The organism is Nostocoides australiense Ben110, from assembly GCF_001050535.1.
GTDB classification, from domain to species: domain Bacteria; phylum Actinomycetota; class Actinomycetes; order Actinomycetales; family Dermatophilaceae; genus Nostocoides_A; species Nostocoides_A australiense.
The window spans coordinates 84746-108562 of record NZ_HG764815.1 but is presented as its reverse complement, the minus strand read 5'-3'; the positions used below and the strand labels follow the sequence as shown (position 1 = coordinate 108562).

At 69.1% G+C, this 23817-nt stretch carries 19 protein-coding genes; 5 read left to right on the top strand and 14 right to left on the bottom strand.

Annotated features, from left to right (window positions below):
* Window positions 1-5 precede the first annotated feature (5 nt).
* The 5 genes from carB to pyrR are packed head-to-tail and all read right to left on the bottom strand — an operon-like array spanning window position 6 to window position 7297.
* Window positions 6-3311, bottom strand: a complete 3306-nt coding sequence (gene carB / locus BN11_RS00485; protein WP_048693052.1) for a carbamoyl-phosphate synthase large subunit — start codon at window positions 3309-3311, stop codon at window positions 6-8.
* Between the two features lie 2 nt (window positions 3312-3313).
* Window positions 3314-4462 (bottom strand): glutamine-hydrolyzing carbamoyl-phosphate synthase small subunit, encoded by a 1149-nt coding sequence (carA, locus tag BN11_RS00480; RefSeq protein WP_048693049.1) that lies wholly within the window; start codon window positions 4460-4462, stop codon window positions 3314-3316.
* Window positions 4459-5754 (bottom strand): dihydroorotase, encoded by a 1296-nt coding sequence (locus BN11_RS00475; RefSeq protein ID WP_048693048.1) that lies wholly within the window; start codon window positions 5752-5754, stop codon window positions 4459-4461. The genes carA and BN11_RS00475 overlap by 4 nt, the downstream gene beginning before the upstream one ends.
* Window positions 5751-6704, bottom strand: a complete 954-nt coding sequence (locus BN11_RS00470; protein ID WP_048693045.1) for an aspartate carbamoyltransferase catalytic subunit — start codon at window positions 6702-6704, stop codon at window positions 5751-5753. The genes BN11_RS00475 and BN11_RS00470 overlap by 4 nt, the downstream gene beginning before the upstream one ends.
* A 2-nt stretch (window positions 6705-6706) precedes the next feature.
* The gene (gene pyrR, locus BN11_RS00465) at window positions 6707-7297 is read right to left on the bottom strand and encodes a bifunctional pyr operon transcriptional regulator/uracil phosphoribosyltransferase PyrR (protein ID WP_048693043.1); all 591 of its coding nucleotides are present in this window, start codon (window positions 7295-7297) and stop codon (window positions 6707-6709) included.
* 212 nt (window positions 7298-7509) lie between these two features.
* Between pyrR and BN11_RS00460 the strand changes: the two genes are divergently transcribed.
* The gene (locus BN11_RS00460) at window positions 7510-9474 is read left to right on the top strand and encodes a hypothetical protein (protein ID WP_157043899.1); all 1965 of its coding nucleotides are present in this window, start codon (window positions 7510-7512) and stop codon (window positions 9472-9474) included.
* A 123-nt stretch (window positions 9475-9597) separates the two neighbouring features.
* Here the strand turns inward: BN11_RS00460 and BN11_RS00455 are convergent, their stop codons facing one another.
* Window positions 9598-11445 (bottom strand): Type 1 glutamine amidotransferase-like domain-containing protein, encoded by a 1848-nt coding sequence (locus BN11_RS00455; RefSeq protein WP_048693038.1) that lies wholly within the window; start codon window positions 11443-11445, stop codon window positions 9598-9600.
* 34 nt (window positions 11446-11479) lie between these two features.
* Window positions 11480-12643 carry a GNAT family N-acetyltransferase gene (locus BN11_RS00450; protein ID WP_048693035.1) on the bottom strand — a complete coding sequence of 388 codons (1164 nt, stop codon included), beginning with the start codon at window positions 12641-12643 and terminating at the stop codon, window positions 11480-11482.
* An 80-nt stretch (window positions 12644-12723) separates the two neighbouring features.
* On the opposite strand from BN11_RS00450, the gene BN11_RS00445 reads away from it, so the two are divergent.
* Complete coding sequence (locus BN11_RS00445) at window positions 12724-12957, top strand: hypothetical protein (RefSeq protein ID WP_048700508.1); 234 nt, start codon at window positions 12724-12726, stop codon at window positions 12955-12957.
* Window positions 12958-13143: 186 nt separating this feature from the next.
* Here BN11_RS00445 and BN11_RS00440 read toward each other — a convergent pair whose 3' ends face one another.
* The 4 genes from BN11_RS00440 to BN11_RS22280 all read right to left on the bottom strand — a co-directional run bounded on the left by BN11_RS00440 (window position 13144) and on the right by BN11_RS22280 (window position 16306).
* The gene (locus tag BN11_RS00440; protein WP_048693032.1) at window positions 13144-14976 is read right to left on the bottom strand and encodes a phospholipase D-like domain-containing protein; all 1833 of its coding nucleotides are present in this window, start codon (window positions 14974-14976) and stop codon (window positions 13144-13146) included.
* A gap of 78 nt (window positions 14977-15054) precedes the next feature.
* Window positions 15055-15468: a transcription antitermination factor NusB gene (nusB, locus tag BN11_RS00435; RefSeq protein WP_048693030.1), complete on the bottom strand. Its 414-nt coding sequence runs from the start codon at window positions 15466-15468 to the stop codon at window positions 15055-15057.
* Between the two features lie 22 nt (window positions 15469-15490).
* Window positions 15491-16051, bottom strand: a complete 561-nt coding sequence (gene efp, locus BN11_RS00430) for an elongation factor P (protein WP_048693027.1) — start codon at window positions 16049-16051, stop codon at window positions 15491-15493.
* An 87-nt stretch (window positions 16052-16138) separates the two neighbouring features.
* Window positions 16139-16306: a hypothetical protein gene (locus BN11_RS22280; protein ID WP_157043898.1), complete on the bottom strand. Its 168-nt coding sequence runs from the start codon at window positions 16304-16306 to the stop codon at window positions 16139-16141.
* 278 nt (window positions 16307-16584) lie between these two features.
* Between BN11_RS22280 and BN11_RS00425 the strand changes: the two genes are divergently transcribed.
* From BN11_RS00425 to BN11_RS00415, 3 genes are all read left to right on the top strand, one after another.
* On the top strand, window positions 16585-18135 hold the full coding sequence (locus BN11_RS00425) for a WS/DGAT/MGAT family O-acyltransferase (RefSeq protein WP_157043897.1): 1551 nt from the start codon (window positions 16585-16587) through the stop codon (window positions 18133-18135).
* Window positions 18136-18182: 47 nt separating this feature from the next.
* A complete protein-coding gene (locus tag BN11_RS00420) occupies window positions 18183-19751 on the top strand; it encodes an FMN-binding glutamate synthase family protein (protein ID WP_048693025.1) in 1569 nt (522 codons plus the stop codon).
* A gap of 169 nt (window positions 19752-19920) precedes the next feature.
* Entirely contained in the window at window positions 19921-20571 is a 651-nt protein-coding gene (locus BN11_RS00415; protein ID WP_083433414.1) for a vitamin K epoxide reductase family protein, read from the top strand.
* Between the two features lie 467 nt (window positions 20572-21038).
* Here the strand turns inward: BN11_RS00415 and aroB are convergent, their stop codons facing one another.
* The 3 genes from aroB to aroC all read right to left on the bottom strand — a co-directional run.
* Window positions 21039-22106, bottom strand: coding sequence for a 3-dehydroquinate synthase (gene aroB, locus BN11_RS00410; protein WP_083433413.1), 1068 nt, complete (start codon window positions 22104-22106; stop codon window positions 21039-21041).
* Window positions 22103-22669, bottom strand: a complete 567-nt coding sequence (locus tag BN11_RS00405; protein WP_048700500.1) for a shikimate kinase — start codon at window positions 22667-22669, stop codon at window positions 22103-22105. The genes aroB and BN11_RS00405 overlap by 4 nt, the downstream gene beginning before the upstream one ends.
* Window positions 22666-23817, bottom strand: a 1152-nt coding sequence (aroC, locus tag BN11_RS23285; RefSeq protein ID WP_162213128.1) for a chorismate synthase, incomplete at its 5' end; no start/stop codon positions are given. The genes aroC and BN11_RS00405, both read right to left, overlap by 4 nt.

Below are 23817 nucleotides of genomic sequence, written 5' to 3'. Positions count from 1 at the left end.
CCCAGTCATGCGGTCCTCGTGCCGTAGAGGTCGAGGTCGCGCGCGTGCTCCTGGAGGGACTTCACGCGCAAGACGTCCTTCTGTGCCGACTCGATGCCCTGCACCGCGGCGCCGAGCTGCTGCACGGTAGTGATGATCGGCTTGTCCATCGAGGTCGTCGCCTGCCGGATCTTGTAACCGTCCTCCCGGGCGTTCTGCCCGGACGGCGTGTTGACGACCATGTCGATGCGGCCGGCGAGGATCTGGGTGACGATGCTGCCGTCCTCGTCGGGGCCGCGTTCGCTGACCTTCTTCACGACCTCGGCCTCGATCCCGTTGCGCCGCAACACATCCGCGGTGCCCGTCGTGGCGACGATCGTGAACCCGAGGTCCCTGAGCCGCATGACGGGGAAGATCATCGCCCGCTTGTCACGGTTGGCCATCGAGACGAAGATCCGGCCGCTCGTCGGCAGTCCGCTCGTGGCACCGAGCTGGCTCTTGGCGAAGGCCGACCCGAAGTCACGGTCGATGCCCATCACCTCGCCCGTGGAGCGCATCTCCGGCCCGAGGAGGGAGTCGACGACCGTGCCGTCGATAGTGCGGAAGCGCTTGAACGGCAGCACCGCCTCCTTGACCGACATGTGCGCATCGGCCGGCAGCGACCCGCCGTCGGCGTCGGCCGGCAGCATCCCCTCGCGGCGCAGGTCGGCGATCGAGGCACCCAGCATGACCCGGGCCGCGGCCTTCGACAAGGGCACTCCGGTCGCCTTGGCGACGAAGGGCACGGTGCGCGAGGCGCGCGGATTGGCTTCCAGCACATAGAGAACGTCGTGCGCGAGGGCGAACTGGACGTTCATCAGCCCGCGCACGCCGATGCCTTCGGCGAGCGCCAAGGTCGAGCGGCGGACCCGGTCCAGCTCCTGTTTGCCCAGCGTCGCCGGGGGCAGGGTGCAGGCGGAGTCGCCCGAGTGCACGCCGGCCTCCTCGATGTGTTCCATGATCCCGCCGATGTACATCTCCTCCCCGTCGTACAGGGCGTCGACGTCGATCTCGATCGCGTCGTCGAGGAAGCGGTCGACGAGGATCGGGTGCTCGGGTGAGGCGAGAGCGGCACGGGTGACGTACTCGCTCAGCGTCTCATCGTCGTAGACGATCTCCATGCCGCGGCCCCCGAGGACATAGGAGGGACGCACCAGGACCGGATAGCCGATCTCCCCGGCGATCGCGATCGCCTCCTGCGCGCTGTATGCCGTGCCGTGCTTCGGCGCCGGCAATTTCGCTTGTGCCAGAACGCGACCGAAGGCGCCACGGTCCTCGGCGAGGTGGATCGCCTCGGGCGAGGTGCCGACGATCGTCACACCCTCGTCCTTCAGCTTCTGCGCCAGGCCGAGGGGGGTCTGCCCGCCGAGGTGGACGATGACCCCGGCGACGGGGCCGGCGGCCTCCTCGGCGTGGATGACCTCGAGCACGTCCTCGAGGGTCAGCGGCTCGAAGTAGAGCCGGCTGGAGGTGTCGTAGTCGGTGGAGACGGTCTCGGGGTTGCAGTTGACCATGACCGTGTCGTAGCCGGCGTCGCGCAGGGCGAAACTGGCGTGCACGCAGGAGTAGTCGAACTCGACGCCCTGACCGATCCGGTTGGGCCCGGAGCCCAGGATGATGACCGCCGGGCGCTCCCGCGGTTCGACCTCGTTCTCCTCGTCGTATGACGAGTAGTAGTAGGGCGTGCGGGCCGCGAACTCGGCGGCACAGGTGTCGACCGTCTTGTAGACCGGGCGCACCTCGAGGGCGTGCCGTATGCCGCGGACGACGTCCTCGCTCATCCCACGCAGGCTCGCGATCTGCTTGTCGGAGAAGCCATGACGCTTCGCTTCGCGCAGCAGGCCGGGGGCGACATGCTTGGCCGTGCGAATCTCCTCGGCGATCTCGTTGAGGAGGTGAATCTGGTCGAGGAACCACGGGTCGATCTTCGTCGCCTCGTGCACCTGTTCGACGCTCGCGCCGGCCCGCAGCGCCTGCTGCACGCCGACGATGCGGCCGTCGGCGGGCCGGGCGATCTCGGCGAGCAGTTCCGCCAGGTCCTCACCGGATACGGGGTCGCCGTCCCAATGGAAGCTCGACCCGGCCTTCTCCATCGACCGCAACGCCTTCTGCAGTGCCTCGGAAAAACAGCGTCCGAGCGACATCGCCTCCCCCACGGACTTCATCGTCGTCGTCAGCGTCGGGTCTGCCGCCGGGAACTTCTCGAACGCGAACCGGGGCACCTTGACCACGATGTAGTCGAGGGCCGGCTCGAAGCTGGCCGGCGTCTCCTGGGTGATGTCGTTGCGGACTTCGTCGAGGGTGTAGCCGATGGCCATCTTGGCGGCGATCTTGGCGATAGGAAAGCCGGTTGCCTTGGATGCCAGTGCGCTGGAACGGGATACGCGCGGGTTCATCTCGATGACGATGATGCGCCCGTTGTCGGGGTTGACGGCGAACTGGATATTGCAGCCGCCGGTGTCGACGCCGACCTCACGGATGACGGCGATGCCGATGTCGCGCAGCCGCTGGTATTCGCGGTCGGTGAGGGTCAGGGCGGGGGCGACGGTGATGGAGTCGCCGGTGTGCACGCCCATCGGGTCGAGGTTCTCGATGGAGCAGACGACGACGACATTGTCGGCGTGGTCGCGCATGACCTCGAGTTCGTATTCCTTCCACCCGAGGATGGACTCCTCGAGGAGCACCTCGGTAACAGGGGAATACTGCAGGCCCGCGCCGGCGATGCGCCGCAGATCGTCCTCGTCATAGGCGAAACCGCTGCCGAGCCCGCCCATGGTGAAGGACGGGCGGACGACGACGGGGTAGTTGAGTTCCGTTGCGGCGGCGAGGCATTCGTCCATCGTGTGGCAGATGACCGAGCGGGCGGACTCGGCGCCGCACCGCTCCACGACCCCCTTGAACTTTTCCCGGTCCTCGCCGAGCTGGATCGCCTCGACATTGGCGCCGATGAGCGGGCAGTCGTATTTGTCGAGAATCCCCTTCTCGTGCAGGGTCATCGCGGCGTTGAGCGCCGTCTGCCCGCCAAGGGTCGCGAGGATCGCGTCGGGGCGCTCCTTCTCGATGATCCTCTCGATGACCTCGGACGTGATCGGCTCGACATAGGTCGCGTCGGCGAACTCCGGGTCGGTCATGATCGTCGCCGGGTTGGAGTTGATCAGGATGACCCGGATGCCTTCGTCGCGCAGAACGCGGCAGGCTTGGGTGCCGGAGTAGTCGAACTCGCAGGCCTGTCCGATGACGATCGGGCCGGAGCCGATGACGAGGACGCTGGAGATGTCGGTGCGGCGCGGCATGTCTACCGGCTCCCTTCCAGCAGGCTCACGAAGCGGTCGAAAAGGTAGGCCGCATCGTGCGGGCCGGCCGCGGCCTCCGGGTGGTACTGCACCGAAAAGGCCGGCAGGTCAAGGCATTCCAGGCCTTCGACGACGTCGTCGTTGAGGCAGACGTGCGAGACCCGGACTTTGCCGTATGCCGGGCCGGCCGGCGCCGGCACCGGCTCGCCCAGCGGCGCCTCGACGGCGAAGCCGTGGTTGTGGGCGGTGACTTCGACCTTGCCCGTCGTGACGTCCATGACGGGTTGGTTGATGCCACGGTGGCCGTAGCGCAGTTTGTAGGTGCCGAAGCCGAGAGCGCGGCCGAGGAGCTGGTTGCCGAAGCAGATGCCGAAGAACGGGATGCGGGCGTCGAGCACCTGACGCAGCACGCCGACCTCGTGCTCGGCCGTAGCCGGGTCGCCGGGCCCGTTGGAGAAGAAGACGCCGTCGGGCTCGATGGCCTGGATGTCCTCGAAGGTGGCGGTGGCGGGCAGGACGTGGACCTCGATGCCGCGCTGCGCCATCAGGGCCGGGGTCATCGCCTTGATGCCGAGGTCGAGGGCGGCGACGGTGAACCGCTTCTCCCCCACGGGCGCAACGACATACGGCTCGCTGGTGCTGACCTCGGGAGCCAGAGCGGCACCCGTCATCAGCGGGGCCCCGGTGACGGTCGCGAGTTGCTCGCGCTCCCCGTTGCTAGCCTCCGGCCCGCTGAAGATTCCCACGCGCATGGCGCCGCGTTCGCGCAGATGACGGGTCAGGGCGCGGGTGTCGATGCCGCTGATGCCGACGACGCCCTGGGCGGCCAACTCGTCGTCGAGGGAACGGGAGGAGCGCCAGTTCGAGGGTCGCAACGCGGGATCGCGGACGACGAAGCCGGACACCCAGATCCGGCCCGACTCGTCGTCCTCGTCGTTCCACCCGGTGTTGCCCACGTGCGGCGCCGTCATGACGACGACCTGCCGGTGATAGCTCGGGTCGGTCAGGGTCTCCTGATAGCCGGTCATCCCGGTGTTGAAGACGGCCTCGCCGACCGTGGTGCCCCGGGCGCCGAAGGCCCGGCCGGTGAAACGTCGCCCGTCCTCGAGGACGAGAACCGCGGTGTCGACGGGCGAGGTGGTGATGCTCACTGGTCGTGGACCTTCCCGTCGAGGGCGGTGACCCGGCCGCGCAGGATGGTCGCGTGCACCGCGCCGGTGAAGCTCATCCCGTGCCAGGGATTATTGCGGGACAACGAATTCGAGGCCGCCGCGTCCACCGTGACCCGACGCTCGGGGTCGACGAGCACGAGGTTGCCCGGCCCGCCGACGGCGATCGGCCGCCCGTGTTCGGCCAGGCCGGCGATGCGCGCCGGAGCGACCGTCATCCGCTCGACCAGGTCCGCGAGTGGCATCCGGCCCGAGCGGACCATCAGGTCGTGGACGACCGCGAACGCCGTCTCCAGCCCGAGCATCCCGAAGGCGGCCGCCTCGAAGGCGTGTTCCTTGTCGTGCCGGGCGTGCGGGGCGTGGTCGGTGGCGACCGCGTCGATGGTGCCGTCGGCGAGCGCGGCGCGCAAGGCTTCCTGGTCCTCGCTCGGGCGCAGCGGCGGGTTGACCTTGAAGACCGGGTCGTAGCCGGTGACGAGTTTGGTCCCGAGCGCCAAGTGGTGTGGGGTCGCCTCGGCGGTGACGGCGATCCCCTGGGCCTTGGCCCAGCGGATGATCTCGACGGACTCGGCGGTGGAGACGTGCGCGACGTGCACCCGGGAACCGGTATGCCGTGCCAGCTGCACGTCGCGGGCGACGATGACGGACTCAGCGGCGCCGGGCCAGCCGGGCAGGCCGAGGCGGCCGGAGATCTCACCCTCGTGGCAGCAGGCCGATCCGCCGGCGAGCGAGACGTCCTGGGCGTGCTGGGAGATGACGCCGTCGAAGGGCTTGAGGTATTCGAGCGCGCGGCGCATGACCCGGGCGTCCTGCACGCACGTGCCGTCGTCGGAGAACAGCCGCACGCGCGCGCGGGAGCGTGCCATCAGCCCGAGCTCGGCAAGTTCTTCTCCCGCAAGGCCTTTCGTCACCGCTCCGACCGGGAAGACGTCGACAAGCCCGATGGCGCGGCCACGGTCATACACCAGTTCTGCGGCCTCGGCGGTGTCGGTGACGGGAGTGGTGTTGGCCATCGCGAGCACCGCGGTGAAGCCGCCCGCGGCCGCCGCCGCCGAGCCGGACGCGATCGTCTCGGCGTCCTCCCGGCCCGGCTCCCGCAGGTGGGTGTGCAGGTCGACGAACCCGGGCAGGAGCACCAGTCCGTCGGCGTCGAGACGCTCGATGCCGTCGGCCGATTCGATGGCACCGATCTCGGCGATCGCCCCATCTCGGATGAGGACATCGGCGGGCTCGCCGTCGGCGATCTTGGCGCCGGTGATGAGCAGGTCCCTCATGACGCGACCTCCTCTCCGGCGAGCAGGTGATAGAGCACGGCCATCCGCACCGCCAATCCGCTCGACACCTGGTCGAGAACGATCGAGGCGTCGGACTCGGCGGCGTCGGCGCTGATCTCCAGGCCCCGGTTCATCGGCCCGGGGTGCATGACCAGAGCGCGGGGGTTGCGGGCCAGCAGGGCATTCAGACGCGGACGGGTCAGGCCGTAGCCGACGGTGTATTCGCGGGGGGTCGGGAAGAAGCCGCCGCTCATCCGTTCGCGCTGGACCCGCAGCATCATGACTGCGTCGGGCACGTCGTCGCCTTCCAGAACCTCGTCGAGATCCCAGGATGTGGCGAATCCGTCTGCGGCGGACCAGGATCCGATGCCCGCCGGCATGAGGGTCGGCGGAGCCACGACGGTGACCCGGGCCCCAAGGGTCTTCAACGTGATGACATTGCTGCGGAAGACCCGGCTGTGAGTGAGGTCGCCGACGATGACCACATGCTTGCCGTCGAGGTCGCCGATGCGCGAGCGCAGGGTGTAGGCGTCCAGCAGCGCCTGGGTGGGGTGCTCGTGCGTGCCGTCGCCGGCGTTGATGACCGAGGCATCGACCCAGCCGGCCACCTGGTGGCAGGCACCGGACTGGTTGTGCCGGATGATCAGGGCATCGACGGCCATGGCGTTGATGGTCTGGACGCTGTCGCGCAACGACTCCCCCTTGGAGGTGGAGGAGCCTTTCGCAGAGAGGTTGATGGTGTCGGCGGACATCCACTTGCCGGCGATCTCGAAGCTGCTGCGGGTGCGGGTGGAGTCCTCGAAGAAGAAGTTGATGATCGTCCGCCCCCGCAGAGTCGGCAGCTTCTTGACTTCCCGGCGCTGCACGTCGTGCATCGAGGACGCGGTCTCGAGGATGGCCTCGACCTCACCGCGGTCCAGGTCGGCGCTGCTGATCAGGTGCTTGGGCACGGTCAGTTCCCTCCCGAGATCCGCACGACGTCCTCGACGCCGTCGTGGCCGCGCAGGCGCACCTGCACCTTCTCGCTGTGCGAGGTCGGCAGGTTCTTGCCCACATGGTCGGCGCGGATCGGGAGTTCCCGGTGTCCGCGGTCGACGAGCACCGCCAGCCGGACCGCGCGGGGCCGACCGAGGTCGGCGAGCGCGTCCAGCGCGGCCCGGATGGTCCGGCCCGAATAGAGCACATCGTCGACCAGGACGACGATCTTGTCGTCCACCCCGCAGTCCGGGATCACCGTGCGCATCGGCGAGCGCGTCGGCTGGTGCCGCAGATCGTCGCGGTGCATCGTGATGTCCAGCGAGCCGACCGGGAGGGGGTCGCAGCCCTCCACCTCGGCGAGGATGAGCGCGAGCCGCTCGGCGAGTTCGACGCCGCGGCTGGGGATCCCCAGCAGCACCAGATCGGCCGCGCCCTTGTTGTGCTCGAGGATCTCGTGCGCGATACGGCGCAGGCCGCGAGCGATCTCGTTGCTGGAGAGGACGGTTCGGCCGTGAGGGTCGACGGGGGACCCGGCCGGAGGGCCACTGCTGTCAGGGCGCGTCATGACGCGCGCCTCCTTCCCTGCCTCACGGGACAGCGTTAAAGGATGCGGACGGGCCCACTGTAACCCCTCCCCGGCCAACCCGGCGCCAGCGGTCCGTATGCCGTGTCCCCCCACCACGGCATACCCCCCGTAGCGCGGCTGGACACAGGCCCCTAGAGTCGGTCGTGGGGATGCTCCCCCAGCTTCAGGCAATGCAGGGGAAAGGGAAAGCAATGAAGCGCGCAGCAATGCTGGTGTGTGCGGGTGCCGGATTGATCGCGGTCGTAGCCCCGGGTGCGGCGAATGCCGGGAACGCCGGGAGTCCGGACCGTTCCGAAGGCCTGAGCGCCGCCGAGTCGGCCCGACTGGACGCGGGGGTGCAACTGGCGCCGCTGCGCTCCGGCGCCACCGGGCCCAGCCCGTTCACCGCTTATCTGCCCGATCTGCACAAGACCAACTTCGCCGCCTGGGTGGCCAAGGTCGCGAAGATCTCTGCCGCCGCGGCCACGACACCCGAGCGCCAGGCCGCCAAGGCGAGGTGGTCCGGCGCCTCGGACCGGGCCGTCCTGAGCTACCGCGAGAAGGAAGCGGCCACCGTCATCGGGGCCAACGACACGACGTGGAAGGGTGAGAAGGTCTGCGCGTTCGGCCTCGGCGCCGGGCTGCACAACCGCATGGTCGTCTCCGGCACGCTCGCGGACAAGCGCCCCGCCCTCCGATCGCTCCCGATGGCCAAGGAGGACAACGGATCGATCCCCAAGGCCGCCGCGACGGGCATCGACGGGAACGGCCGGGTGAAGATCACCGGGCGCATCGGCGACGGGCCCTATGGCACGAGCACGGGCGACTTCGACTGGTACAAGCTCACCGCCAAGCCCGGGGAGACGGTGGGCGCCGCCATACCCAGTTCCTCCTTGGACGTGTTCGGACTCCTCGTGGACGGGCACGGCACAGTGCTCGATGTCGCCTGGCACACCCCCGATGGCAGCTTGCCCGAGAAGACGGCATCGACCACCAGTGCGGCCGGCGGCACCTACTACCTCCTCCTCCTCCACCCCAACACATGGCAGATGGATTTCTCCGACTCGGCGTCCGGCACGGGAGCAGCCAACTCCGGCAATTACACGGCCGAGTTCGGCGCCTACCGGACCGACCGGGACGCGGTCCTGGTCAAGCTCCGGCGCGGGGATGTGCTCGGCACCTCGGTGACCGGAGCCGCCGGGCGCGTATCCGTCCAGAAGTGGGACTCGCCCTATGTCACGGCAAGCAGTCAGAGTGACACGACGGCCTACTACCCGCCCAACTCCCCACTGCCTGGCGGCGGCAATGCCGCGACGGCCTATGTCGCGGAGGCCGACGGCTGGTATGGCGTGATCACGGAAACGGGGATCGGCGCCTACCGCAACGCTGTCGAGGTCTACCGTCCCGGCGGGGAGTCCACGTCGGCCCCGCAGACGATCTATCTCGACTTCGACGGCGCGAGCATCAACACCTCGATATTCGGCGGCCCCGACATGCAGGCCAAGCTCTCGCCCTTGTCCTCCTTCCTCAAGGGCTGGGGCCTGACCCAGGCCGACCTTCCTGCCCTCACGGACGCGATCACCAAGACGGTCACGGAGAACCTGCGCGATGACATGCGCCGCAAGAACATCCCGAACCTCAACGTGCGCATCGTCAACGGCCGCACCTCCCCCGACACCTTCGGCCGGCCGAACGTCTCGCGGGTCATTGTCGGTGGGACCATCGACGAGTCGCAGATTCCGACCGTGGGCATCGCCGAGCACATCGACCCGGGCAATTACGGCCGCGAGGACACCGCGCTCGTCCTTCAGGACCTGATGAGCGCCCCGGTGAAGGGCAACCAGTCCGCCGTGGTGTCGCTGAACTACTACCTGCGGCCCGGTGTCGGCAACAAGGTGCAGCTGATCGGGCGGGCCGTCGGCAATGTGGTCGCGCACGAAGTCGGCCACTACATCGGCAACTGGCACACCGACAACTCCAACTCCGTGAAGTCGATCATGGACTCCGGCGGCCGCGGCTTCTGGCGGATGTTCAACGCCGGCCCCGACTGGGTGCTCGGCACCGCCGACGACGGTGACACCGACTTCACCACCGACCGCTACTCCCTCAACGAGCCCTTCTTCGGCCGCGAGGACACCGCCAACGTCACCGCCTGGGCCTTCTCCGGCAAGCGCTGACGCCCCCTCTGTGGGATCGCACTTTTCCGCCCAGGGCGGAAAACTGGCGGTGCGCAACGGAACATTCGCGCTGCGCACCGCCAGGTTCCCGCCCAAAGCTTCCTTAACGCCAAGGCGGCGCGGCTACCGGCGGAGCGCCTCCCCCGGGCCGAAGGTGTCGAGCACCAGCCCGGCCGCCCCGAGGGTGCCATTGCTCGACGCCCAGGTGGTGGCATCGCGGCCGTCCACCACGACGACCGAGCCGTCCACGACCCGAGCCGCTCCGCCCTGCAGGCGGATGGCCGCGCCTGCACTCACGCCGAGGGCAAGTTGGCCCTTGGCGACGGCGACGGCGTTGAACGCTCGGCCCCACTGGTAGTCGGTGTTGATCGCGGGGATCACCGTCGCCGCGACTGAACCGGTGCCGGCGCGCCATTTGGCCTCGGTGGTCTTGAACGCCGCCACCGCCTTGTCCTCATAATCGTCGCCGTTCGGCCGCGCCTGCGCGGACCAGCGCGACCCGAGGTAGGCCGCGGCGGGACCGTCCGCGAACACGACGGGCGCCGTGGCCACCGCCGTGGTGACCAGGCCACGGAAGCGCGCGTCGGCGAAGGCGGCAACCGACTTCGGCGGGGCGACCGCGACGACCAGCACCGCCGCATACCGGCCGATGTCCACGCCCGCCCAGGACGCGCTGCCATAGACCGCCGTGTCGATGTGGCCCATCCATCCCGCCCGCTTGGCGAGGGCGCCATAGTCCGCTGCCGTCGAGGATGAGTCCGCCGACAGGATGAGCAGGCGGGCGTCGGCCGGAGCGGGGCTCGCGGACGCGGCATCCTTGACCACCGATCCCATGACCTTAGTGGTCTGCAGGATCCCGCCGCCGAGGTAGAGCACTCCGCGACCGGGGGCGGCGGGGGCACTCCACGCCCGCCCGCTCACCTGGCCCACGAGCGCCCCATTTCGGGTCAGGCGCCGGCTGTCGAGATCGAAGTCGGTGCCTTCGGTCATCAGGTTGACCTTGACCTTGCGCGCCGACAGCCAGCGCTCCGTGCCGACCCACCGGTGGGTCGCGCCCAGAGACTCGAAATCGATCGTCCCGACGCCGCTGTCGCCGAAGACCTGGGTCAGCAGCTTGTCGCCGTAATTGACGACACCCGTGGCGTAGTCGGCGCCGACGCCGACGGGGCTGGTGCCGCCGAAGCGCTCGTCAGCGGTGGCGATCGTCGACATCGACCGTCCGAAGCGGCCCCGTTGATAGAAGTGCTGGTCGTAGATCGCCTTGCGGGACCCGAACGCCAGGCCGCGCTCGGCATCGCTGTCGTCGCCCCACCACATCAGCGTGCTGCCGCGCCGAAGTCCTTGTGCTGGACCGTAATCGCCGACATAGCCGTTGATCATGGACCGGGATTCGACGGCCGCTCCGGCGCTCGTGCCGGCGAGCACCACACGGCCACCCGTGACGGCCGCCGCCATGGCTCGCTCGGCCGGCGAGTTGGCGAGCACCTTCATCGCGATGCCTTGGTCGCCGCCGAGGATGTAGATGCCGTCCATGCTCGGATTGCGCAGGGCGGCGGAGTTGGCGGCGTTCAGGGCGTCCGCGCGGTTGAGCAGGATCGCGAGCCGGCCGACACACCGCTTGCCCGTCCCGGTGACCACCTCGTTGCAGGCGGCGGCGATTTCGGCGGTCCGCTCCCGGGCCAGGGCGATATTCTCCGGCCGGCTCGGCAGGTCGTCGCCATAGGCGGACGGGACGACGACGATGTCGACCGTCGCGTCGCCGGCCTTCGAGATCGCGGCCGTGCCGAAGGCCTGCAGGGCCACCGGCTCATAGCCGCCGCCCGTGGGCATCATCATGGTCGGCTCGCCGGAGTCCGCGGAGGCGGCCCCGGGAGCGCTGAGGCTCACCCCGAGGCCGGTGAGGGCGAGGGCGGCGAGGGCGGCGGTGGCGCGCTGCGCGCGTCGTGGGTATGCGGTGTGGTTGGCTCCCATGCCCGAGCAACCTAGCGCGGCTCGACCCGGCCGGTCACCCCCCTCGGGGGCGCCGGATGTCGATATCGTGGCGCACCGCCCGGATCGCCGGCGTCAGCGCGAGGACGCTGCTCAGGTCGCGGAGAGCGAGGAGCTCGTCGACGATCGCGCGGGTCGGCGGCAGCAGGAGCAGCTCACCGCGTTCGGCGCGCTCGGCGAGCGCGTCTACCGGCGTCCAGTGCGAGTCGTGGGCCTCGCTGGTGGTATGCCGCCACTCCCCCGCCCCACCTTCGCTCACCGGGGCGATGAGGAAGTAGACGTCGAATCGCCGGGAGATGCCCGTCGGTGTCACCCAGTTGTCCCACGGGATCAGGGTCGCCGGGTCGATGACGGCCGCGGCCTCCTCGCGCACTTCCCGCACTCCGGTGGCGAGGATCGTGCGCGCCGCATCGCTCGGCCGGCCGCCGAGTTTGCGGAAATCCGTTGCGGCCCAACGGTCTGCCTGCTCGTCCAGTGTCGTCTGGGGCAGCGTGATGGCGGCATCGTGATCGACCGGATCCACCCGCCCGCCGGGGAAGACGACGGCGCCGGCCGCGAAGTCCATGGTGGAGACGCGATATTGGACGAAGGCTTCCAGACCGCGGGGGCCGTCCTTGAGTGGTATGACGCTCACCGCCGGCCGCGGCACCGGCTCGTCGGCGAGCGGGCAGGCCATCGTGATTCGCCGACCCCACCGGCGCAGGCCCGCACCGTCCTCGGCCGCCACCAGCGGAGCGATCCACTCGGGATCGGGGATCTCGAGGAATCCGCTCCGGGCATAGAAGGGTGCATTCCAGGGGACCTCGGCGAAGGTCCGCAGATAGAGCGTGTCGTGGCCCATGTCCAGGGCCGCGCCCATGGCCGCGTGCAGGAGCGACCCGCCAACTCCCCGCCGCCCAGCGTCGGGACTGACCGAAAGCTGTTCCAGCACAAGGCAGCCCGCGACCGGAACGATGTGCGCGAAGCCGACCGCCGGCTGCCCGGCGACCAGTACCAAACCCGGCGAAGCCGCGCGCTCGGGCCCCGGCATACCCACCCCGGGGAAGAGCCCGGGATCGATACCGCGCGCTCGGGAGACCTCGGCGAAACGGGTATCCCCGGCCCGCTCGATGCCCTCGATCAGCGGGATATCGGCCGCGTCGGCATACCGGATCGCGGTGAAACTCAGTTGGGCTGGCACGCCGCCAACCCTAAGGGGCAAGGCAGCCCAGGCTGATCAGGCACCAACAATCATTGAAGCGGTGATGCTGTGATGTGCTGATGCGCACGACCTTGGAGCTTGATGACGTGGTCCTGAGCGCCGCACGCGCCACAGCCCGAGCCGAGGGTATTTCCCTAGGGCGAGCCGTCTCGGATATCGCCCTAGCTGGGCTTGCGCTCCCGACCGCCACGGACGGGCCGGCGTCGGCCGGCGACGGAATTCCTGTGCTGCGGGGCGTCCCGGGTCATGTCGTGACCGACGACCTGGTGGCTGCCTTCCGCGACGCTGACTGACGCCAAGGCGGTCGCCTCACCCGCTGCGAAGAAGACCCGGCTCCCGGACGTCAATGCTCTCTTGGCCCTCTTGTGAGACCAGCACGTCCGCACCACCGGTCGCCCAGATGCCGCAATTCCCACGTGGCTCGCACCGAACGACCGAGGGCACGTCGAAATCTGGAGAAGCTGACCCGCACTCACGATTCACGTCTCGGATGTCGCCGCAGACAACTGCGCGCCGGCCATCCGCACGAACTGCTCGGCGCGCTTGGTGCGCAGGGTGCCGGGTGCATACTTCGCCAGCCAGCTGTCGTTCTCGACGAGGTCGAGCGCGGAAGGGGCCGATCGCCGGGCGCCGGCGCGGTCGCGACCGGAGAGGCTGTCGACGACAGAGCGGAAGTAGTAGTGAAAGAAGAGGCGGTTGAACTCGGTGAAGTAGATATCGGCAACGCGGGTGTCGCCGCGGATCAGCAGCATGTTCTCGTCGTTGTCCACCGACGAGGCGAGCGAGAAGTTGGCGGACCCGGTCACGACGACGGGGTCGGCGCCGAGCGGGTCGCCGAGCAGGATTTTGTCGTGAATGAAGGCGACATGCCGGTTCAGTCCGAGTTCGCGGGTCGTGGTCTCGGCGACCCACTGCCCGAGCGGCGTGCCCAGCTCACTGCCCCAGGCCAAATAGATATTGCGCCGCCAGTCCAGCTCGACCGTCGCTGCGGAGGAGGTGGATTGGGTTGACAGAGTGCGCTTTTCGAGGAGGAAGAAGCGCAGCGGAGAGTCCTCGTCGCCTTGCTCGAGCACGGCCCGAAGTTCCTTGGCGATTCCGAAGGCGAAGGTGGCACAGGCGAGCCGGTCGGGGTGGGCCAGCAGATCGGCATACAGTTCCAGGGCGGCTGGGGTCGAGCGCGGACTGAAGATCGCGCTCACTCCGGTGGGAATGGACGAGCGCGAGCCGGGAACCGCGCTGAGCGCGTCCACCGCGGCCTCGAACTCCCGGTTGGCGCGGATGACCTCGCCGCGGGTCATGCCCGCCCGTGCGCCGGGGTCCGCGGCGAGGATCTCCCAGTAGGCGAGGAACCCCGCCGCCAACTCCGGATCGCGCACGTGGTGGCCGACGTTGGACTGGCCGTGGATGCCCCCGAGCGTGACATTGGTCGACCCGGTCCAGACGGCAGCCGGCTCGCCCTTGCGGATGTGGACGAGAAACTTGTTGTGCTGCAGGTCATTTGCCCGTGCCTGCCGGGCAACCACGGCAGAGGCGGGTATGCCGGCGTCGGACAACGCCCGCAGGCTCGCCTCTCGCGGGGCGCTCTCGACCCAGGTGCGGGTGGTCGTCCCGTCGGGGGTGCGGACGTTCTCCCAGTGCTCGTTCACCTTCAGGTCGAGGACCAGTCGCACGTCGACGCCCCGCTCGATGGCAGCCGCGAATTCGGAAAGCACTGGCGCGTAGGTGAATTCGTAGAACGCGCCGCGCAGGGCGTCGCCGGGCTGGGCCCCCCGGATCACGGCGAGGAAGGTCTCGTCGAGGTCGCGGCTGAGCCAGTCCAGGGCGAGCTGCCGGGCGGCGGCAGTGGGCTGCTCGTCCGGGGCCAGCCCGCCGAAACGGCTTTGGTACGCCTGCGAGCTGGCCACTCCGCGATTGAAGACGATGGTATGCCGCTCACCCCACAGCGGCTCGCTGCGCACCGTGATCTCGACCGGCGTGCCATACCGGGGTTCGGCCGGGGTGCCGCGGAAAGGGATGAAGCGGTAGTCGTAGGATCCGTTCTCCCGCACGGTGAAATCGTCCCAGACGAGTGACTGGATCGGGTGGCGGCGGGTCGAATGGGTCGCGCCGGGCTCGGGGTCGGGAGTCAGCGACCGGAAGATCTTGAAGCCTTCGACATAGCGCCACCGGCCACCCGCGCTGCGCCGCTGGACGGCGAACCCGAGCAGCCCCTTGCGGGCACCCGCGCTGACGCGCAGACCGAAGGACACCGTGTTGACCCCGACGACGGCAAACACCGTGACCCCGTCGACAGCCGGCGAGCGAAACCGCATACCCCGATCGTCTCAGGTCCGCGCGGGGACGGCAGCGGTTTGGTCGGTCCGGCCGGGCCGGCCCTGGAGAAGCCCGACTCAGGCCAGAGTGGGCTTGACCTGCAGCAGTCGGGCCAGTAGCCCGTTGACGAACTTGGGCGATTCGTCGGTCGAGAGGTCCTTGGCGAGCGCTACGGCCTCGGCGATGGCGACCTTGTCCGGGACCTCGTCGCTGTAGAGCACCTCATACGCCCCGATCCGCAGGATGGCGCGGTCGACCGCAGGCATCCGCTCGACCGGCCAGCCCTGGCTGTAGGTATTAAGCAGCTCGTTGATGTCGCGCCAATGCGCGACGACACCCTCGACCAGGGTCGCCGTATACGGATTGAGGGGCGCCTCGGTCACCGGCGCGTCGAGCCGCTCGGCGAGCAGGTCGCCGACGTTGACGCCGCGGGCCTCGGCCTCGAAGAGCAGGTCGAGGGCACGCTTACGGGCTTTGGTGCGAGCCGCCATCCGGGATCAGTTGTCTCGCAGGTCAGTTGACCCGGCCGAGGTAGGACCCGTCTCGGGTGTCCACCTTGACCTTGGTGCCGGCCTCGAGGAAGAGCGGGACCTGGATCTCGGCGCCGGTCTCGAGGGTGGCCGGCTTGGTGCCGCCGGTGGACCGGTCGCCCTGCAGGCCGGGCTCGGTGTAGGAGATCTCCAGGACGACGGAGGCGGGAAGCTCGATGTAGAGGACGCTGCCGTCGTGGCGAGCCACGATCGCGTCCTGGTTCTCCAGCATGTACTTCGCCGCGTCACCGACCACGTCGGGGCCGACGTGGATCTGGTCGTAGGTGTCGGGGTCCATGAAAACGAAGTCGGAGCCGTCGTTGTAGAGGTACTGCATCGTGCGCTTGTCGACGTTCGCCGTCTCGACCTTGACGCCGGCATTGAAGGTCTTGTCGACGACCTTGCCCGAGAGGACGTTCTTGAGCTTGGTGCGCACGAACGCCGGGCCCTTGCCGGGCTTGACGTGCTGGAACTCGATGACGGTCCACAGCTGCCCGTCGATATTGAGCACGAGGCCGTTCTTGAGGTCGTTGGTGGTCGCCACGGAGTCTCTTTCGTATGCCGCCGGCGCACGCGAGCGCGCGCGTCACCGACGCAGATGGTCAGGGATCGGTGACGATTCTACCGTGGCTCAATGGGTCGGCTCGGCGAGCAGGCGGACGCCGATGCGCGAAAGGGCGAAAGTCAACGCCATCGATCTCGGACACCGCTTCAGATCCATCTTCGGGCCGGCGGCGGCACACGCCTTGACCTGAGCCTGGGCCTCGCGACGCACCTTGTCCCACAAGGCGTCGGTCACGCCTCCGGGCCGTTCCGCTCGTTGGCCCGATGCACCAGGACGGGGATGGCGACGACCACCACGAGAGCGAGCAGCACCGGCAACCAGAGCCACCGCCAGACCCCGGCGCCAGGTTTCGGCCGCGGACGCCAGGTGACCGGCGCCGCGACAGTCTCCGCGCCCGCTGGCTCACTCGATGCTCGCTCTGACGTGGCCGCAGGCTAACCCGATGGCGATCGGACCACGACAGTTGCGCGGGGGCACTCCCGCGATCGCACGGCATACGGAACAATCCCGCCATGACAGCGAAGCGGCTGACGCCCATGGACGCGATGTTCCTCTATGGGGAGACCCCCGAGACGATGATGCATGTCGGCGGGTTGATGACCTTCACACCGGCCGCCGACGCGCCCGCCGACTTCCTCCGCCAGCTGATGGAGGAGTTCAAGACGACCTCGCCGGTCTATGCGCCGTGGAGTATGAAACTCAAGACCCCCGGCTTCCTCTACAACCCGGCACACCAGTGGGTCGACGACCCGCACTTCGACATCGAGTACCACGTGCGCCGCTCCGCCCTCCCCCACCCCGGCGACGAGCGGGAGCTGGGAATCCTTGTCTCCCGGCTGCATTCGAACCCACTCGACCTGACCCGCCCGCCGTGGGAGGTGCACCTGATCGAGGGCCTCGAACGCGGACGGTTCGCGATCTATGTGAAATTCCACCACGCGCTGGTCGACGGCTACAGCGCCATGAAGCTCCTCGAACGCAGCCTCTCCCGCGACCCCGACACGCGCGAGGAGGTGCTCTTCTTCAGCCTCCCCCCCGCCAAGCGCCGCGAGCCCGCGGACGGCAAGACCCACTCCTGGCCGGTGGCCGATGTCGGGGCCGTCGTCAGCCGCGCACTGACCGTGACCAAATCCGTGCCCACCCTCGCCTCCTCCCTCCTGAAACTGCAGGTCCGCCGCGACGGCGACTTCAAGCACCTGGTCTCCTCCTTCCAGGCGCCGCATTCGGTGCTCAACGCCAAGATCGGGCGCAACCGCCGCTTCGCGACGCAGCAGTATGAGGTGGATCGCCTCCTCGCCGTCGGTCGCGCGGGGGGAGCCACCCTCAACGACGTGGTGCTGGCCATCTGCGGCGGCGGTCTTCGCCGATTCCTCACCGAGAGTGGGCAACTCGGCGACGCACCGCTCGTCGCCTTCCTGCCCGTGAACGTCCGCCCGAAGGGCGATGTCGGCGGCGGCAATGCGGTTGGCGCCATCTTGTCGACCCTCGGCACGGACATCGCCGACCCCGTGCAGCGGCTCGAGGTCATCAGCCGTTCCACCCGCAGCGCCAAGCGGAACCTGACGAATCTGCCGATGGAGTCGATCCTCGCCTATAGCGCCATGCTCATGGCGCCCGCCGCAACGCAGATCCTCTCGGCGGTGACCGGGCTCCCGGCGCCGGTGCCCTTCACCTTCAACCTCTGCATCTCCAATGTGCCCGGCCCGCGATCGGTGCTCTACTTCCGCGGCGCCCGGATGGAGGCCGACTACCCGCTGTCGATCCCGATCCACGGCATGGCGCTGAATATCACCTGCCAGTCGTATGCCGGGACCCTCGACTTCGGATTCATCGGCGACCGGGACGCCCTGCCGCACCTGCAACGACTGGCCGTCTACACCGGCGAGGAGCTTGCCCTCCTCGAGGACGCCTTCGGCCTCGCCGTTCCGGACGTGAAGCCGAAGCCCGCGGCCAAGAAGGCCGCGGCGAAGAAGGCTCCAGCGAAGAAGGCCCCGGCCAAGAAGCCTGCGACCACGAAGGCCCCGGCCAAGAAGGCCGCCGCACGAAAACGACCGGCGAGCTGACCGCATACCTGCCCCCATGACGCGCCCCGGCGCGGCATCATGGGCCCATGAAGCCCAAAGTCGCGCTTTCGGCCGCTGCGGCCGCCCTCGGCGGCGTCGCGATCCATGACCTGACGCAGAAGAAGCACAGCCTGATGCGCAACTTCCCGGTGATCGCGCACGCCCGCTTCGCGCTGGAGGAGATCGGGCCGGAGCTGCGGCAGTACTTGATCACGAGCAATGACGAGGAACGGCCCTTCAGCCGCGACCAGCGGTCCTGGATCTATGCGTCCTCGAAGCTGCAGAACAACTACACCGGCTTCGGCACCGACAATGACGTCGAGAACGGCGAATACGTCGTCTTCAAACAGCACACCTTCTCCGATGCGGTGCCCCCCACCGCGATTCACGCCGGCGAGCACGTGTGGATGCCCGGGCCGAAGGTGATAGGCAAGGCCCGCGGCCGGCGCGACGCCTTCCGCCCCAACTCCGTGGTCAACATCTCGGCGATGAGCTTCGGCTCCCTGTCGGGCAACGCCATCGCCGCCCTCAACGGTGGGGCCAAGCTCGCCGGCTGCCTGCACAACACCGGCGAGGGCGGCCTGTCCCAGCATCACCGGCAAGGCGGGGAACTCGTGCTGCAGATCGGCACGGCATACTTCGGCTGCCGCGACGGCGAAGGACGGTTCGACCTCGACAAGCTGATGAAGGTCGTCGAGTCGGCCCCGGTGCGGGCCATCGAGATCAAAATCAGCCAAGGCGCCAAACCCGGCCTCGGCGGCATGCTGCCCGCCGCCAAGATCACCGAGGAGATCGCCGGCATCCGCGGCATACCCATGGGCAAGGACTGCTCCAGCCCGTCGCGGCACGCGGAGTTCTCCGACGTCGACGGCCTGCTCGACTTCGTCGAGAAGATCGCCCAGGCCACCGGCAAACCGGTCGGCATCAAGTCGGCGGTCGGCGACCTGATCTTCTGGGAACAACTCGTCGAGCAGATGCGATCCGGGGCTCGCGGGGTCGATTTCGTCACCATCGACGGCGGGGAGGGCGGCACCGGCGCGGCCCCGCTGGTCTTCACCGACGCCGTCTCGCTGCCCTTCCGGGTCGGCTTCTCGCGGGTCTACAAGATCTTCGCCCAGGCGGGGATCCAGGACCGGGTCGTCTTCATCGGCGCCGGCAAGCTCGGCCTGCCGGAGAATGCGCTCGTCGCCTTCGCGCTCGGCGCGGACCAGGTCAATATTGCCCGGGAGGCGATGATGGCGATCGGCTGTATCCAGGCGCAGAAGTGCCACACCGACCACTGCCCCACCGGCGTGGCCACCCAGAGCAAGTGGCTGGCGCACGGGCTGGACCCGGAGTTGAAGTCGGTGCGGCTGGCCAACTACATCCGCACCCTGCGCCGCGACCTGCTCAAGGTCTCCGAAGCGTGCGGGGTATGGCATCCGGCGATGCTCAATGCCGACGACGTGGAGATCATGGACGGCAACCGGCGGGGGACGCCGCTGCGTGAGCTCTACGGCTACGAACCTACCTGGGGCGGGCTGTCCGGAACGATCCGGGACGAGATCGTCGCCGCGATGGAGGCGACCGCGCCGCAGGGCGGGTCGGCGCCGCCCTCCCCCGACGCCGAACTCTGAGCGCGCCTCCGCCTGAGTCGAAAGCGCACGACACGCCGCTATGGCGCGGTCATTACGGCGCGTCGTGCGCTCTCGAACGGGGGTGGGGGCGCGGGAGGCGTGCGTTTCGGGGAGTACAAGGTCGCTGGGTTAATGTGTGGCGACGCGCGAGCGACCTGGAGGACAGCGCATGGCAGTGCAGGTGGACGATGAGCTGAGCGACGTCCATACCGACGGCGTCCAGCTGCCCGTCCCCGACCGGGTCCGCAAGATCCTCTTCGGCGAGATGCTCATCTTCGCCATCCTCAGCCTGATCGCGTCCTGGGTGCTGTCATATGACGCCATCGTGCTCGCCCGCGACCCCGACGCCGTCCTGAGCTGCTCGATCAACTCCGTCCTCGACTGCGCCAAGGTCGGCACGACGTGGCAAGCCAATATCTTCGGCTTCCCCAACGCCTTCCTCGGCATGATCTCCGAGCCGGTCGTCATGACGATCGCCGTCGCCTCGCTGGCGGGGGTGCGCTTCCCGCGGTGGTTCATGTTCGTCGGCAACGTCTGCTACCTGCTCGGCGTGATCTTCGCCTACTGGCTGCTCTATCAGTCGACTTTCGTCATCGGCGCCCTGTGCCCCTGGTGCCTGCTCGTGACCCTGTCGACGACCTTCGTCTTCTCCTCGATGACGCAGTGGAATATCCGCGAGAACAACCTCTTCCTCCCCGAGCGCTGGCAGCGCAAGGCCCTGGCCTTCGTCGAGAACGGCTGGTTCTCGATCGCCCTGATCGCCTGGGTCGCCGCGGTGATCATCTTCGAGGTCATCAAGTGGCGCCACCGACTCTTCTAGACGGTGATGCCAGTCCGCCCGGACACGTCACCGGAGCAACAACGGGGTCATGACCCCGTTGTTGCTCCGGTGACGGTCTCGCCCGGCCGGAGAATGGGGCACCCCTGCCTGCGGCACAGGTGAGTTGGCCCACCGCCTTGTCTCGCACCTGCCGCACACCCGCCGGAATCCCGTGCGGACGTTCCACGTCGCGGACCCAGCGGTGTTCCAGGGTGCTCTCGGCGCCCACGGCGTCCTCCGCCCCTCTTGAGCGCCTCCGCCAGGGTCACGATGGGCAGCTCGTCGCGCGTCGGAAGGGTTGGCCGTTGCCCGATCCACGCGTATGACTGCCCCATTCGCCGATCGTGTCGCGAAAGCCCCAACCCGTCGACACCGTGCGCCCACCGCTGTGGACAACCGACGCCAGTGCCGTCGACGGAGCGATATCGGGGTCCTGACCCCGCCATAGATCCGGTGACGGCTGCGTGTCAGGCGAGAGCGTCGTATGCCGCGCGCAGCAGCCCCTCGCTCGGCCCCACAAACCGGGTGGGCCGGGCTAGGCCCTCCAGCACGACGAACCGCAGCGTCGAGCCGCGGGTCTTCTTGTCGCGCCCCATCGCCGCGAGCAGCTCGTCCAGTCCGGCGCCGTCGTATGCCGTGGGCAGGCCCGCCAGCGCGAGCGCGCTGCGGTGCCGGGCCAGCAGGGCGTCGTCGATGAGGCCGGAGCGGTGGGCCAGTTCGGCGGCGAACACCATCCCGATCGCCACCGCCTCCCCGTGCCGCATCGTGTATGCCGTGTGCTGCTCGATCGCGTGCCCCAGGGTGTGCCCGTAGTTGAGGATCTCCCGCAGCCCGGCCTCGCGCAGATCCTGGGTCACGACCGACGCCTTCATGGCGATGGCGCGCTCGATCAACTCGACGGTCGCCGGCCCGACCCGCCGCAAGGAGCCTGGGTGCGCCTCGGCCAGCTCCAGGATCACCGGATCCGCGATGAACCCGGCCTTGATCACCTCGGCCATACCCGCCGCAAAATCCGCCTCCGGCAGCGTGGCCAGCACGTCGATATCGCAGAGCACCCCGAGCGGCTCGTAGAAGGCGCCGACGAGGTTCTTGCCCTCAGCGGTGTTGACGCCCGTCTTGCCGCCGACCGCCGCATCGACCATGGCGAGCACCGTCGTCGGGACATTGACCAAGGGCACGCCCCGCAGCCACGCCGCCGCCACGAACCCGGCGAGATCGGTCACCGTCCCCCCGCCGACCCCGACGACGACATCGGTCCGCGTGAAGGACTCGCGCCCGAGCAGCCCCCACAGACCGGCCGCCACGTCGATGGTCTTGGCCGCCTCGGCATCGGGCACGACCCCGTCGACGACGTGCAATCCCTTGGCGCGCAAGGCATCCCGGACCGGCCCGACAACCTGCGGCAGGGTGTCGCTGTGCACGATCAGGACGCGCCGGGCGGAGTCCGGCACCAGGTCCGCGACGCCGGCGAGGACTCCCCGCCCCAGCACGACGTCGTATGCCGTGCCCACCGGCACCCGGGCCAGCTCGCTCACGATGACTCGCCTGGGGCCGGGTGCGGCACTGCGCTCTCGACGGCTGCCGGGACGACGCCCTCCGCGATCAGCAGCTCGACGATCTCCGCCGCCACCTCGTCGGCCGAGCGGCCGGCGGTGTCCACCCGGTGCGTCGCCAGCGCCTCATACGTCCCTCGGCGCTCCTTCATCAGCGCCACCCACCGGGCGCGCGGGTTGACGGCGAGCAACGGCCGGCTCGCATCGAAACCCACCCGCTTGGCCGCATCGGCGATCCCCACATCGAGGAAGACGACCCGCCGATCCGTCAACGCCGCTTGGATTTCCGGGTCCATCGGGGAGCCGCCGCCGAGGGCCAATACGCCCCCGTGAGCGCCCACCGCATGGAGCACCACGGCCCGCTCCACGTCCCGGAAATAGGGCTCGCCAGAGTCGATGAAGATCTCCGCGATCGTCCGCCCCTCGTTCGCCTCGATCCGCGCGTCGGTGTCCTCCAACGCGACATCCAGGCGCTCGGCCAGGCGCGCCCCGACACTCGTCTTGCCCGACCCGGGAGGCCCGATGAGGATCACCAAGGGCTTCACCACGTGCGCATCCCCTCCGGGATCGACGCGAGATAGGACTCGAAGTTGCGCCGCGTCTCCACCAGCGAGTCGCCCCCGAACTTCTCCAGGCACGCCTGCGCCAGCACCAGCGCCACCATCGCCTCGGCCACCACGCCGGCCGCCGGCACCGCGCACACATCGGAGCGCTGGTGGATCGCCTTCGCCTCCGCGTCCGGGTCCGCGACATCGACCGTGTCCAGCGAGCGCGGTACCGTCGAGATCGGCTTCATCGCCGCGCGGACCCGCAGCAGCCCGCCAGTCGACATACCGCCCTCGGTGCCGCCCGCGCGGCCGGTGCGCCGCCGGATCACCCCGGCCTCGTCGCGCTCCATCTCGTCGTGCGCCGCCGACCCCCGCCGGCGCGCGGTCTCGAAGCCGTCGCCGACCTCGACGCCCTTGATCGCCTGGATCGACATCAGCGCCCCGGCCAGCCGGGCATCCAGGCGCCGGTCCCAATGCACATGCGAGCCGAGGCCTGGCGGCACGTCATAGGCAACCACCTCCACCACCCCGCCGAGAGTGTCGCCATCCTTCTTCGCCGCCTCGACCTCCGCGATCATCGCCGCGGACCCGGCGGCATCCAGGGTCCGCACCGGGTCGGCGTCGATGGCGTCGACCTGATCGGGATGCGGCAGCTCGGCGTCAGCCCCGACCGAGGCCGTACCTATCGAAATCGTGTGGGAGACAAGGCGAGTCCCGTATGCCTGCGCCAGCAGCCGCGCGGCCACCTCCCCGAGCGCGACCCGCGCCGCCGTCTCGCGCGCCGACGCCCGCTCCAGGATCGGCCGGGCATCCTCGAAGGCGTACTTCTGCATCCCGACCAGGTCCGCGTGCCCCGGCCGCGGCCGAGTCAACGGCCGGTTGCGGCCGATCTCCTGCGGCGCGTTCACGTCATCGGAGGCCGCGAACGCCTCCTCGCTGACCGGGTCGGCCGACATCACCGTCTGCCACTTGGGCCACTCGCTGTTGCCGATCATGATCGCCACCGGAGCGCCGAGGGTATGCCCGTGCCGCACCCCGCCGAGGAAGGTCACCTCGTCCTGCTCAAAGGCCATCCGCGCGCCCCGGCCGAACCCGAGCCGCCGCCGCGCCAGCGCCGCGCCGATATCGGCGGGGGGGGGGGGGGG